Source organism: Aquamicrobium sp. NLF2-7 (genome assembly GCF_022359935.1).
Taxonomy (GTDB): domain Bacteria; phylum Pseudomonadota; class Alphaproteobacteria; order Rhizobiales; family Rhizobiaceae; genus Mesorhizobium; species Mesorhizobium lusatiense.
On the sequence record NZ_JAKSED010000001.1, the window covers coordinates 1,672,308 to 1,685,283 of the forward strand.

Consider the following 12,976-nt stretch of genomic DNA (forward strand, 5'->3'; position numbering starts at 1 on the left):
CTGGCAGCCGTCGCCCTGTTCAGGCGCCCTCCACCAACACGATCTCGCCATCGGCAACCTGCTGCCGGATGGCGGCCGCGACCTGATATTCCGGCGAATGATAGCATTCGCGGGCCGTGGCCAGGGAGTCGAACTCGATGATGACATTGCGCGCCCGGCCCGGCCCCTCGGCCACCTCATGCTCCCCGCCACGCGCCAGGAATTTGGCTCCGAAGCGGTCGAAAGCCAGCTTTGCGGCGGCAACATAATCCTTGTAGCGCTCGGCATCGCGAATATCGACGCGAGCGATCCAGTATCCCTTGGGCATGATGGTGACTTTCCTCCGGTAATGTCGGTATCGCGCTCAGGCCGAGCGCATGTCGTCGAGAATAGCCTGCGCGGCGGCCCGCCTGTCAACCGCGCCGACGATCGGCCGCGCCACCACCAGATGGCTGGAACCATTGCGCATCGCATCGCGCGGCGTCACGACGCGCTTCTGGTCGCCACGCTCTCCACCGGCAAGACGGATCCCCGGCGTCACCACCGCCATGGACGGCCCAACGATACGGCGCACCGCTTCGGTTTCCTGCGCCGAACAGACGATACCGCCCATGCCGGCCTGCAGGGCCTGTTCGGCGCGCCGCAGCACCAGCGTATGCGGATCAAGCTCATAGCCGGCCTCGATGACATCCTGCTCATCCATGGAGGTGAGCACGGTCACGCCAAGCAGGCACAGATCGCTGCCACGCGCGGCTTCGACAGCCGCACGCATGGCTTTCGGATAGGCATGCAGGGTCAGCATGGAAACGCCCATCCGCACGATGTTCTCCACGCCTTTGGCGACGGTGTTGTCGATGTCCAGAAGCTTCATATCGAGGAACACCTTGTTCCCGGACGTCACCAGATCACGCGCGAACTCCAGACCACCGGCAAAGACGAGCTGGTAGCCGATCTTGTAGAAGGAGGCGACACCCTCAAGGTCGCGCACGACACGCTCGGCCTCGGCAACCGTCGGTACGTCGAGGCCGACGATCAGATGTTGCTTCATGTCACTTGTGCCGGTCATGCTTCCATCCTTGCTGATACTGCCGCCTGCGCGACAAGGGCAGCGGCCACGCGCGCCATGGTCTGCTGCAGGCGCTGGTCACGAAAGTCGCCATTGTCGTCGAAGGCTTCACCGCCACGCGGCACCGAGCATTCGGGCGTCACCACCTCCATCTGGCAGCGCAGCAATGTGGCGCGCAGATGGGTGATGGCGCGAATGCCCGCGAACTGCCCCTCCGAAGACGAGCAGAGCGCCGCCAGCTTGCCGGTGAGCGGCTTCAGTGGAGCGTCCCCGTCGCGGCGCACCCTGCTCAGCCAGTCTATGGTGTTCTTCAGGAGCGGCGGCAATGAGCCATTATATTCCGGCGTGGCGATCAGCACCCCGTCATGCCCGGAAATCAGCCGCGCCAGTTTCATGGCGTTTTCCGGAATGCCGTCTTCTTTCTCCAGATCCTGATCATAGATCGGCAGCGGGTAGTCGAGCAGTGAAATGCGCGTCACATGCGCGCCTTCCAGAGCAAGCGCTTTCTGCGCCGCGTCGGCGGTCTTGCCGCTGTAGGCGCCGGTCCGTACGGACCCGGCGAAAACGAGAATGCGTGGCATGGCTGTCATGGCTGTCCCCGATGCTTCGGGCAGCTATAGATCATCGGCGTGCGAAGTGAAATGCGCCTTTGTTACCGTCCACGCGAGAAGGCCGCACGGAACGCGACCACGGCAAGGATCAGGCTGGCGATGACGTTCCAGCCGGCCATGGACAGGCCGAATATGCGTAGCGCCGCCTTGTCGCAGGAGGGCGGCACGAACTGGTCGAGCGCATCCAGAACGCCGTTTCCGCCCGTATCGACGGGTGCTGCGATATTGGTGCAGTCGCTCGGTCCCGGCCACCAGCCCCATTCGACGCCGGCATGATATCCGCCGAGGAAGAACCCATATGCCATCAGCACGCCGCCGGCGCCGAGCAGCGCCTTCACGATCCACAAAGGCAACTTAAGGAAGGCGGCAAGGGCGCCCAGCAGCATCAGCGGCACGCCGATATAATAGGGCATGCGCTGCTCGTAGCAGAGCTTGCAGGGAATATAGCCACCTATGTATTGGAAACCGAGCGCGGTGCCGACGGTCGCCGCCATGGCAAAGGCCAGAAACAATGCTGTGAACAGCAATCTGCGGCGCGGGTCGGGCGTGGCTGTGTCGGTCATCAGGTGTCTTCCGGATTGTCAGTGCAGATATCTGACCAGCAGGTAAAGCAGAATTAGGGCAGCCGCCCCCAGCGCTGCGATAGTGCCAAGGCGCTTTTCGATGAACTCGCGGATCGGCTCACCATAGCGGCGCAGAAGCCACGCCAGGAAGAAGAAGCGCGCCCCGCGCGCCACGATGGCAAGCAGGATGAACAGCAGGAGATTGACGCCGATGACGCCCGACAGGATCGTCACCACCTTGATCGGCGGCAGGTGCGCGAGACCGGAGGTAATCAGCATCAGGATGATGAAGCCGATACCGGACGACGTCCGCAGCGCCTCGAACTGTTCATATTTGCCGTAGAATTCCAGCACCGGCCGGGCCAGCGCTTCATAGGCATAATGGCCAAGGAACCAGCCGGCGATGCCGCCCAGCACCGAAGCCACGGTCGCCACCAGCGCGTAGCGGTAAGCCCGATCCGGGCGCGACAATGCCATCGGCAGGTAGAGCACATCCGCGGGCACCAGAAAGATGGAGCTTTCCACGAAAGCGATGAAAGCCAGCCACCATTCGGCCGATTTCCTTGCCGCGAGCGACAAGGTCCAGTCGTAAAGTCCGCGAAGCATGAGGGTCCTCAGATTATGCGCAGCATGCATAAAAAGAAAATCATGCTGGCACAATGGCCACGGATCACGAATGCTTGATCTCTCAGAACGATTCCGGCCGCCGATGGCCAACTGGCTGTTGACGGGCCATGCACGAACCTATAGTTCGCCGTTGGAATGAGTGTGTCGCTCATAGCTTGAAAGCCCTTGCGGGTGTGGCGGAATTGGTAGACGCAGCGGACTCAAAATCCGCCGGAGCAATCCTTGTCGGTTCGAGTCCGACCACCCGTACCATCTCATTCTGACTTATCTTCCAAAACAACACGCAGGCCGTCTTTGCCCGGCATTGACGCCCCCGTTTACGCGCAGCAAGGTATGCAGCGTGGGGACTTGGGGGAAGACATGCGATCTCTTTTGATCATCGCCACGGTCATCATGGCCGGGGTCGCGCCTGCGATGGCTGCCGACTGCCTGAAGATCGACAACGATCTCGACCGTCTGGCCTGCTATGACAGGGAGGCAGGCCGCACACCTTCCGCCTCCACCCTTCCACAGGGTGCGGGGAAATGGGTGGTCCGCAAGGAGACATCGAAACTCACCGACCAGCCCACCGTCGTGATGTCGATCGACTCCGATGAAGTCGTCGATTGCGGCTGGAACCGGGGACAGAAAATCGGTCTGGTCCTGCGCTGCATGGAAAACAAGACGGTTCTTTACTTCTCAACCGGCTGTCACATGACCGCGAGCCAATACAATGATTACGGCAACATCACCTACCGGCTGGATGACGAGAAAGCCCGCATGGTCGGCGGCGATGCGTCGACCGACAACCGTGCGCTGGGCCTGTGGAATGGGGGCAAGTCCATTCCAGTGATCAAACAGATGTACGGCAGGAAGCAGATGATCGTTCGGATGACGCCCTATTCGGAAAGCCCGTTTACCGCGACCTTCGACATTTCCGGAGCAGAGGAAGCTTCAAAGCCATTGCGGGAAGCATGCGGCTGGTAGAGAGCGCACGCTCCCCCTGAAGGTTTTGAAGCGGCAGGCTGCCCTGCATCTGCATTTTACAAGGGCAACCGCTCCATCTCCTTCAGGCATGCCGTCAGCCGCCCGCCCCATGCGGTGACGCCTTGTGCATCCCTGATAAAGTCGTGTCGGATTTCGATCAGCGCACCGGGCAGGCCACGCGCATCGGCATGAACCGGAACCGTATAGTCTTCATCGGGATGGATGTCGTAGGGCTGGTTGTCGCCGATGCACAAAGCAGGATCGGCGGCGAGGCGGTCTATAATCGCGCGGCCAAACGCCTTCGCCTCCCCGTAAAGCACGCCCGCATGCCATGGCCGCTGCTTGCCGAAGTAGACCGGCGTAAAGCTGTGAACCCCGATGATGATGGTCCGAAGCCCCTGCTGCCGGCGCTGGTCCAGACGCCGGCTGATCGCCTCGGCAAAAGGATGGAACAAGGTGTCGATGCGTTGCTGCCGCTCCGCCTCGCTGAGCCCGGCATTGCCCGGCACGGCCGTTGTTTCGCTGACCTCCGGGATCAGCGACGGCACATGCAGCGGCCGGTTGCAGTCGATGACGAGACGCGAATAATTCGCCATGAACAGAGGCGCGTCGAGAGTGGCACTCAGATGCTGCGAAAGCGCCGAAACGCCGATGTCCCATGCGATATGGCGCTGGCGCTCCGCGAGCGGCAGGCCAAGATCGCCCAACGCTCGCGGAATACGGTTCGACGCATGCTCGCACAAAAGCAGGTATGGTGACGAGCCATCGGGATTGATCACCGCATAGGGCGGCGGCTCATCTATTCCCAACAACGGCAATGCGGGATCATGGCGAAGCGCCGCCGCTGGCCTGACGGTCGTGTTCATATGCATTTCCGTGTCAGTAGATGGCCGCGTAACGCTGGCACAGTTCTTCGGGAGTGGCCTCGGCAACAAGGCTGATCTCCAGCCGCTTCATGGCCAGATAGCAATCCATGAAGTCTTTCGAGAACCAGCCGGTCACCGTCTCGTCCTGCTGAAGCGCATCGAGCGCTTCCGGCAGGCTGGCCGGCAGGCGGCGGATGCCGAGACGCTCGCGCTCGGCCTCATCCATGTCGGCGGGGTCCGAGTTTGTGAGGGGCGGTGTCTCCAGTCCGGCGCGGATGCCTTCGAGGCCCGCGCGCAGCAGCACTGCAAGAGACAGATGCGGGCTGGCGCAGGCGTCGGCGGCCCGGAATTCCATATTGAACTGCCGCGCGGGATTGCTTCCGGGCAGATCGAGCGTCGGGCAGATGCGCAACGTCGCTTCGCGGTTCTTCTCGCCCAGACAGGTGAAGGCCGCGCTCCAGTGATGCGGCACCAGCCGCAGATAAGACAGCACAGACGGCGCAGTAAAGGCGACGAGTGCCGGCAGATGCTTCAGGACGCCGGCAGCAAAGGACCCCGCGACCTTCGACAATCTGCCAGGCAGCGAAGGATCGAAGGTGACCGGATTGCCGTCCAGATCGGTGAAGCTCACATGCAGATGCACACCGTTGCCGACGCCGTCGGCGGTGGTCTTGGGCGCGAAGCTGGCGTGCCAGCCGAAATGGGCCGCAACCTCGCGGGCAACGGCACGGATGGTAGCCGCCCGGTCGGCTGCCGCCAGAACCGGTGCGGGGCGGCAGGTGATCTCGAACTGGTCCTTGCCATATTCCGGCAGGAACATTTCCGGCTCGGCGCCTGCCTCCTGCAGCGCGCTCACCAGCAGCGCGGGAAAGGCGCCGGTACGGCGCTGGGCGCGCAAGCCGAAGGCGGGAGCGTCCGGCCAGTCAGCGCCAAGAATCTGGAATTCCTGCTCGACCGCGCTCGTCACCCGAAGGCCCGCCTCCTGCTCATAAGCGGTGATCGTGTCCTTGAGGAAAGAACGCACGCAGCAGTCCCATGCCGAACCGTCGAGGCGGGTGATGTCGGCATGGTAGAAATGCAAAGGCGTCTCACCGGGCAGGCAGCTTACGCGCACGCGGCTTTCCGCGTCCGGCATCAGCCGCAGATCGCCCTTGGAACCCCACGGGTTGTCACCTGCAATCTCGTCGAAAGGCGTCAGCGCCAGATTGGCCGGCACCCAGCCAACGCCTTTGCGCAGATAGCTTTCCAGCTCGCTAGCGAAGAAGCTGCGCCCGCGCGTGATGCCGCAGATGTCGGTGGTGACGATTGTGGCAAGTTCGGCCAGATCAGCGGCCTGAATGCGATTGTCCATCTGATGTTTCCTCCGATCCGCCTGTCAGTCAGCCAGTGCGCCAAGCCGTTCGATCACGGTCGCGGTATCGGTGATCCAGCCATATCCTGAATAAGCCCGGATCGCCGCCTCGTGACGCTCCTGCGTGTAGGTCGCACAGGCATCTTCGACGACCGTCACCAGATAGCCGCGGTCGGCGGCATCGCGCACCGCCATGTCAACGCACTGGTCGGTGACCACGCCGGCAATGATCAGATAGCGGGTGTTCAGATTGCGCAGCACGTAATCGATGTTGGTCGAATTGAAGACGCCGGAGGAGGTCTTCGGCAAAACGATCTCGTTCTCAACCGGCGTCAGCGCATCGATGACCGCACCTTCCGGAGCGTCCTTCGCCACATGCATGCCGGAAAGCTTGTGGTCGAGCGAGCGGTCGCGGCCATCATTGGTCAGGCTCTGGATGATGGTGTGCAGCACATTGCAGCCGGCCGCGCGGGCGGCATCCAGAATGCGCTTCTGATTGGGCACGACCTGCTCGCGCAGGCGGCGGTGATAGTAGCTGTCGGCATCCTGGGGATGGGTCGGATCGAGGTTCGGCTCGCACCAGATGCGCTGCATGTCGACCAGCAGCAGCGACGTCTTGCCCGGCTCATAGGCGCTGTCGCGCGTGAGGCGCAGATTGTCGAACTCAACTTCGATGGAAGCCATCGTTTCCTCCTCAGAAAAATCGGTGTCCGATGCCTTTCAGTCGGGCTGGCTGAAGGCATCTTCGGTGATTGCATAGCTGCGCCGCAGATCTTCCATCCGCTCGATGCGCTTCATGGCCTTGTCGGAAAGACGTGCGGTGAGCGCGGCGATCAGCGCTTCGGTCTGCGCCATGGCCGGCACCATGGTGTCGTAGGGCGACGCCGTATCGACCGGCACGGTCAGGGTCACCGTCGCGAACCCGGAAATGGGCGACAGCCAGCGATCCGTAAACAGCACGATCTTCGCCCCCTGCTCTGCGGCATGGCGGGCGAAACGGATCGTCGTTGTCTGGTAGCGGCGGTAATCATAGACGAACAGCGTGTCCTTGCGGCCGAGATCGACCAGATGATCGACCTCGTCGGCCTGCGCTCCCTCGATCCAGTGCGTGCCGGGGCGAAGCTGCTTCATATGCGCCCACAGCATGCCGGCCAGCATGCCGCTGAAACGGCCGCCCAGACAGTGGACCTGCGTACCGATGTCGGCGGCGGCCTCGACCGCAGCTTCGAAATCCCGGCCGGGCAGCGTCGCCTTGGCAGTCTCCAGCGCCTGAATGCTGGCATCGAGAAAATGCTGGTAGAAATTGTTCTGGCTGGGATTGGGCTTGCGGGTTTCCATCATGGAAAGCGGCGAGCTCATGCGCTCCTGAACTTCAGCGAGAAGCCCCGCCTGGAACTCGGGATAACCGCTGAAGCCAAGCTTGGTGACGAGGCGCACCACGGTCGGATCGCTGACCCCGGCGGACGCGGCCAGATGCGCGACCGTGTTGAGGCCAGAGGCCGGATAGTTCGACAGAAGCTGGCGCACGATCTTCAACTCCGAGCGCGTGAAGTCGATGGAATCGTCGGTAAGCCTGTCCCTGATGCTCATAGGTGCCCTCCTTCCCAAAGGTCGCACGCGTCATTCTGTAATTTATTACAGAAATATGTTTCTTACATCAAACTGAAATAATATCTACTTTTCTGTGAGCCATACTTTTCATCCTCCGGCACGCATGCCGATCTGCGCTGCGCCCCGCATATCCGGGATCATCGACAACAGATTTGCCGTGTATTCATGCCCGGGCGCATCGAAGAGGTTTTCGGTCTCGCTGATCTCGCAAATGCGTCCGCCATGCAGGACCGTGATGCGATCGCAGATCTGGCGCACCACCGGAAGATCATGGCTGATGAACAGGATGGTGAGCGATAGTTTCTGCTGCAGATCCTTCAGCAGGTTGAGAATCTGAGCCTGAATCGAGACATCCAGCGCCGAGGTCGGTTCATCGCAAATCAGAAAGCGCGGCCGGCTGGCGAGCGCCCGCGCAATCGAGATGCGCTGACGTTGCCCGCCGGAAAAAGCATGCGGATAACGACGGGCGGCGCTGGCGTCGAGATCGACCGCGTTCAGCAGGTCCTGCATGACCGGTTCGGCTGCGCGACGGCTGGCCGCCAGTCCATAATGCACCATGGGTTCGGTGATGATGTCGCCCACCCGCATCTGTGAATTGAGCGAAGAATAAGGATCCTGAAACACCATCTGCGTGTCGCGGCGGATGCGCTGGCGCACGGCGAAAGGCGCGGCGTAAACGTCCTGCCCACCGAACAGCATCTGCCCGTGGCTTGGCCTCGTCAGACCGGCGAAGATGCGCGCCATGGTGGATTTTCCGGAACCGGATTCACCCACCAGCCCCATCACCTCGCCGTTGCGGATGTCAAGGTTGATGTCGTGCAGCGCCTTGAAGCCGCCGCCGCTTGCGCCAAACAGCAGGCGCTTCGCACCATAGACCTGCTCGATATGGCGCAGCTCCACAAGGCTGTCGCCAGCCGGCTCTACATGATCGGCTTCGCCTTCCAGCAGCCACTGCATGGCAGCATCGATATCCTTCGGCGCACCGGCTACGGGAAAACGGTCGAGCTTCACGTCGGCGCGCGGCACCACCGAAATCAGCGCACGGCTGTATTCATGGTGCGGACGTTCGAGAACCGTGCGGGTCTCGTCCAGCTCGACGATCTCGCCGGATTTCATCACCGCGACGCGATCGGCGATCTGGGCGATGGCGCCCATGTCGTGCGTGATGAGCATCACCGCCACATGGCGCTCCTGCGCCAGCCTGCGGATCAGCTGCAATATCTGCGCCTGCACGGAAACGTCGAGCGCCGTCGTCGGCTCATCGGCGATGATCAGTTCAGGCTCGGAGCAGAGCGCCAGAGCGATCACCGCGCGCTGGCGCATGCCGCCGGAAAACTCGTGCGGCCAGTTCTTCACGCGCCGTGCAGCGTCGGGAATACCCACTGCTTCCAGCTGGCGCACCGCTTCCACACGTGCCTCGGCCCTCGTCATGGGGCGGTGCGTACGGATGGTGTCGACCAGCTGCCGCTCGATGGTGAACAGCGGATTGAGGCTGGTCAGCGGATCCTGAAAGATGGTCGAGATGCGCTTGCCCCGCAGCGCCTGCATGGCTTTGACATTGCGCGCGTCGATCACGTCGCCGGCAAGACGGACCTCTCCGGAGCTGATATGACCCGGTGCCTGCAGAAGACCGGTGATGGCCGCGCCCACGGTCGACTTGCCCGCACCGGATTCGCCCACGATGCCCAGAATCTCGCCGGCAGCGATGTCGAGACCGACATTGCGAACGGCGCTGAAATTGCCGTGGCGGCTTGGAAAATCCACGCACAGGCCGCGGATCGACAAAACCGGAGGATGACTGCCCGTCATGCTCATACCCCTCTCGGATTCAACGCATCGCGCAACCAGTCACCCAGCACGTTGATGGCAAGCGCCAGCGCCAGCAGGGTGACGGCGGGGAACAGAAGGATCCACCACTCCCCTGCGAACAGGAAGTCCTGCCCACTGCGGATCAGTGTCCCGAGCGAGGGCTGCGTGGCCGGCAGGCCGGCACCCAGATAGGAAAGCGTGGCTTCGGTGATGATGGCGAGCGCCAGCGAGATGGTGGCGATCACCATGATCGGACGGCGGACATTCGGCAGGATATGGCGCACCAGCACGATGCGGGTGGGCAGACCCATCATCAGGGCGGCCTGCACATATTCGCGCTGCTTTTCCACCATCACCGCGCCGCGCACCGTACGGGCATAGGAAACCCAGCCCGAAAACCCGATGGCGAGGATCAGCACGTAAACAGCCATCGTATCGCGCGCGCCCGGCGGCAGCAGCGACCGGGTCAGGCCGAAAATAAGGAGCGCAATCAGCAGCGCCGGGATCGAAAGCTGCACATCCGCGATACGCATGATGATGGTATCGACACGTCCGCCGAAATAGCCCGAAACCAGACCCAGCGTGACGCCAAGCGTCATGGAAAGGGCCACGGCGGCAAGGCCGACCAGCAGCGAAACGCGGGTGCCGTAGAGTGTAGCGGAAAGCACGTCGCGTCCCTGATCGTCCGTGCCGGCCACGAAGAACTGACCGGTGAACTCGTTGACGCTCCATGGCGGCGTGTTGGCGGCCATGAGGTCGAGATTGGCGGGATCGAGTATGTCCTGCGGAGCCCACAACGGCGCGCCGAAGCCCGCCACCACGATGACGACCAGCACCAGCGTAGCCAGGAGCGCTCCGAGCGACCGCAGATAGGAATAGCCGATGTCCGACCGGGCAAAGCGCGCGAGCCGTGTGGTCAGTGCGGTCATTGGATGGCTCCGGCGGCACGCAGACGCGGATCGATGAGGTAGTAGATGCAATCGACCACCATGTTGATCGTCACGAAGATGAGCGAGGTCAGAAGCAGATAGGTCGCCATGATCGGCACGTCCGAGAAATTGACCGAGTTGATGAACAGCAGACCCACGCCCGGCCACTGGAACACGGTTTCGGTAACGACGGCGAAGGCGATGATGGAGCCGAGCTGGAGACCGGCAACGGTAACAACCGGCACCATGGTGTTCTTCAGCGCATAGGAGAAATAGATCAGCCTTTGTGGCAGCCCGCGCGCGCGGGCAAAGCGGATGTAGTCCGAATGCATCACCTCCAGCATCTCCGCGCGCACCAGCCGCAGGATCAGCGTGAGCTGGAAAGTCGCCAGCGAGATCGCCGGGAGGATGATTGCCTGCCAGCCGCTTGCGGTCAGCAGGCCGGTCGTCCACCAGCCGATCTTCACCGTTTCCCCGCGCCCGAACGCAGGCAGCCAGCCGAGTTGAACGGAGAAGACGTAAATCAGCGCGATGCTGATCAGGAAGTTCGGCAGCGAGACCGCGATCAGCGAACCTGTCATGCTGATGCGCGAAAAGATCGAGCGCGGGCGCAAGGCCGTCATGACCCCGAGCGCAATGCCAGCCGCCATGGCGAGAATGAAGGACAGCACGGCAAGCTCAAGCGTTGCCGGCAGCCTCTCCACGATCAGATCCAGCACCGGGCGCCCCACACGGGTGGAGACGCCGAAATCGCCATGCAGGATCGAGACGATGAACCGCCAGAACTGGATGTAGAACGGCTGGTCGAACCCCAGTTCCGCGGCAAGCCGCGCCCGGTCCTGCGCGGTGGCATCCTGCCCCAGCATGTTCTGCAGCGGATCACCGATGAAGCGGAACGCGGCAAAAGACAGAAATGCCGTGATCAGCATGACCGGCACGGCAGAAACCAGCCGGCGCAGGAGGAAAGCTATCATTTCTCTACCGAAATGGTTTTGACGAAAACGCTGTTGGAAAGGTTCGGCGTTATCCGGATATTTTTGTGCGCCGCGCGGGCCAGCATCTGCGCATGGATCGGCAGATAGAAGCTCTCATCCTGCACCACCTCCCAGATCTCGGCGATGGTGGCGTTGCGCTTTTCGATATCGGGTTGCGAGCCCAGCGTGGCGATCTTCGCGTCGATTTCGGCATTGTTGAAATTGACGGAACTCCACGCGCCGCGGCCTTCGCTGCGGGAATGGACCAGATTGTCGAAGATGTACTGGGAATCGAAGGTCGAGGCACCCCAGCCCATCAGGTAGAAATCCGTGTTGCCATTGCCCACCATGGGGAACACCACGCCGGCCGGCTGCACGTCGAGATGCACCTTGATGCCGATCTTCGCCATCATGCCCACCAGCGCCTGGCAGATGCGCTCATCATTGACGAAGCTGTCATTGGTGCAGTTGAGCGTCACGGAGAAGCCATCCCCGTAGCCGGCCTCGGCCATGAGCTGCTTCGCCTTCTCGATGTCGACCGGAGGAAGCTTGCCCATCTCCTCGGTGTAGCCGTTGATGAAGGGCGGAGCGATGGTGCCAAGCGGAATGGATTCGCCTCGCATGATCGCCTTGCCGATCACCTCGCGGTCGATCGCCATGTTCATGGCATGGCGCACGCGCTTGTCGGCGAAGGGATTGCCCCTGGCTTCGCCATAGGTGAGCTTGTCGGCACCCATATTGACGCCGAAAAAGATGGTGCGGTTTTCCGGGCCGCGCACCACGCGCAGATCGGGATTCTGCTCCAGCTTGGCAATGTCCTGCGGCGGCACGTCCTGAAGGAAGTTCACCTCGCCGCTGATGAGCGCAGAGACGCGCGTGGCAGGCGACTGGATCGGCGTATAAACGATGCGGTCGATGTCGAGCGGGAATTCGCCGATGCCCCAGTATTTGTCATAGGCCACAAGCTCCGTGCGCCGGTCAGCTTCGCGGCTGACAAGCCGGTAAGCACCCGTGCCGTTCTCGTTGCGGGCGGCAAAATTCTCCTTGCCCGACTTGAAATCCTGCGGCGCAGCAGCGTCATTTGCTTCCGCCCAGGCACGGTTCATGATGAAGATGTTCACCAGATTGTTGACGAGCAGCGGGCTCACGCCCTTCGTGGCTATCCGGACGGTATGCTCGTCGGGCGCAGTCACGGCATCCACTGCCGTAAGCAGCGAGCGGACGTTGGAAGTATCCGACATGGCGCGCTGAATCGAGAAAACAACGTCGTCGGCAGTCAGCGGCGCACCGTCGTGGAAGGTAACGTCCGGGCGCAGCGTGAACTCCCAGATGCCCGGCTCATCAGGCAACATCTTCCATTCGGTGGCCAGAACACCGATCAGCTTGCCATCGTCGGAGCGGGCGACCAGCGGCTCGTAAATCTGATGGTTGAAGGCATGGGTGATGCCCTCATTGTACGCGTGCGGATCAAGGGTCTGCACATCCGAACCGCGCGCCCAGTTGAGCGTTTCGGCCGAGACCGGCGCTGCCGCCATCAAAGCAGCAACCGCAGCCGTCGCCAGCAGCGAAAAGAGAGGCCGGCGGCCGGCCGGGCGGGATGCGGGAGAAAGCTTCTTCACGATAC

The 12,976-nt window shown here is 62.2% G+C and carries 14 protein-coding genes and 1 tRNA gene; 2 read left to right on the plus strand and 13 right to left on the minus strand.

All coding sequences use genetic code 11. From position 1 onward, the window contains the following. Positions 1-19 precede the first annotated feature (19 nt). From MIC97_RS08200 to MIC97_RS08220, 5 genes are all read right to left on the minus strand, one after another. Positions 20-307 carry a DUF1330 domain-containing protein gene (locus tag MIC97_RS08200; protein ID WP_239799611.1) on the minus strand — a complete coding sequence of 96 codons (288 nt, stop codon included), beginning with the start codon at positions 305-307 and terminating at the stop codon, positions 20-22. A 36-nt stretch (positions 308-343) separates the two neighbouring features. Then, a complete protein-coding gene (pyrF, locus tag MIC97_RS08205; protein WP_239799612.1) occupies positions 344-1,045 on the minus strand; it encodes an orotidine-5'-phosphate decarboxylase in 702 nt (233 codons plus the stop codon). Further along, positions 1,042-1,635, minus strand: a complete 594-nt coding sequence (locus MIC97_RS08210; RefSeq protein ID WP_239799613.1) for an NAD(P)H-dependent oxidoreductase — start codon at positions 1,633-1,635, stop codon at positions 1,042-1,044. The genes pyrF and MIC97_RS08210 overlap by 4 nt, the downstream gene beginning before the upstream one ends. 62 nt (positions 1,636-1,697) lie before the next feature. Next, the gene (locus MIC97_RS08215) at positions 1,698-2,219 is read right to left on the minus strand and encodes a disulfide bond formation protein B (protein ID WP_239799614.1); all 522 of its coding nucleotides are present in this window, start codon (positions 2,217-2,219) and stop codon (positions 1,698-1,700) included. 18 nt (positions 2,220-2,237) lie between these two features. Further along, positions 2,238-2,825: a YqaA family protein gene (locus MIC97_RS08220; protein ID WP_183824280.1), complete on the minus strand. Its 588-nt coding sequence runs from the start codon at positions 2,823-2,825 to the stop codon at positions 2,238-2,240. Between the two features lie 188 nt (positions 2,826-3,013). Between MIC97_RS08220 and MIC97_RS08225 the strand changes: the two genes are divergently transcribed. Beyond that, positions 3,014-3,098: transfer RNA gene (locus MIC97_RS08225), tRNA-Leu, on the plus strand. A 42-nt stretch (positions 3,099-3,140) separates the two neighbouring features. Continuing rightward, positions 3,141-3,812 carry a type VI secretion system-associated protein TagO gene (locus tag MIC97_RS08230; protein WP_239799615.1) on the plus strand — a complete coding sequence of 224 codons (672 nt, stop codon included), beginning with the start codon at positions 3,141-3,143 and terminating at the stop codon, positions 3,810-3,812. 56 nt (positions 3,813-3,868) lie between these two features. On the opposite strand, the gene MIC97_RS08235 is transcribed toward MIC97_RS08230, so the two are convergent. From MIC97_RS08235 to MIC97_RS08270, 8 genes are all read right to left on the minus strand, one after another. Continuing rightward, positions 3,869-4,678 (minus strand): N-formylglutamate amidohydrolase, encoded by an 810-nt coding sequence (locus MIC97_RS08235; RefSeq protein ID WP_239799616.1) that lies wholly within the window; start codon positions 4,676-4,678, stop codon positions 3,869-3,871. Between the two features lie 13 nt (positions 4,679-4,691). Next, the gene (locus MIC97_RS08240) at positions 4,692-6,029 is read right to left on the minus strand and encodes a glutamine synthetase family protein (RefSeq protein WP_239799617.1); all 1,338 of its coding nucleotides are present in this window, start codon (positions 6,027-6,029) and stop codon (positions 4,692-4,694) included. Between the two features lie 24 nt (positions 6,030-6,053). Beyond that, positions 6,054-6,713: an isochorismatase family cysteine hydrolase gene (locus MIC97_RS08245; RefSeq protein WP_239799618.1), complete on the minus strand. Its 660-nt coding sequence runs from the start codon at positions 6,711-6,713 to the stop codon at positions 6,054-6,056. A 36-nt stretch (positions 6,714-6,749) separates the two neighbouring features. After that, entirely contained in the window at positions 6,750-7,619 is an 870-nt protein-coding gene (locus tag MIC97_RS08250) for a MurR/RpiR family transcriptional regulator (protein ID WP_239799619.1), read from the minus strand. A 108-nt stretch (positions 7,620-7,727) separates the two neighbouring features. Further along, entirely contained in the window at positions 7,728-9,449 is a 1,722-nt protein-coding gene (locus MIC97_RS08255; protein ID WP_239799620.1) for an ABC transporter ATP-binding protein, read from the minus strand. A 2-nt stretch (positions 9,450-9,451) separates the two neighbouring features. Beyond that, positions 9,452-10,378, minus strand: coding sequence for an ABC transporter permease (locus tag MIC97_RS08260; protein ID WP_239799621.1), 927 nt, complete (start codon positions 10,376-10,378; stop codon positions 9,452-9,454). After that, positions 10,375-11,352: an ABC transporter permease gene (locus MIC97_RS08265; RefSeq protein ID WP_239799622.1), complete on the minus strand. Its 978-nt coding sequence runs from the start codon at positions 11,350-11,352 to the stop codon at positions 10,375-10,377. Before MIC97_RS08265 ends, MIC97_RS08260 begins: the two co-directional genes overlap by 4 nt. Then, on the minus strand, positions 11,349-12,971 hold the full coding sequence (locus MIC97_RS08270; protein ID WP_239799623.1) for an ABC transporter substrate-binding protein: 1,623 nt from the start codon (positions 12,969-12,971) through the stop codon (positions 11,349-11,351). The genes MIC97_RS08265 and MIC97_RS08270 overlap by 4 nt, the downstream gene beginning before the upstream one ends. Positions 12,972-12,976: the final 5 nt, after the last annotated feature.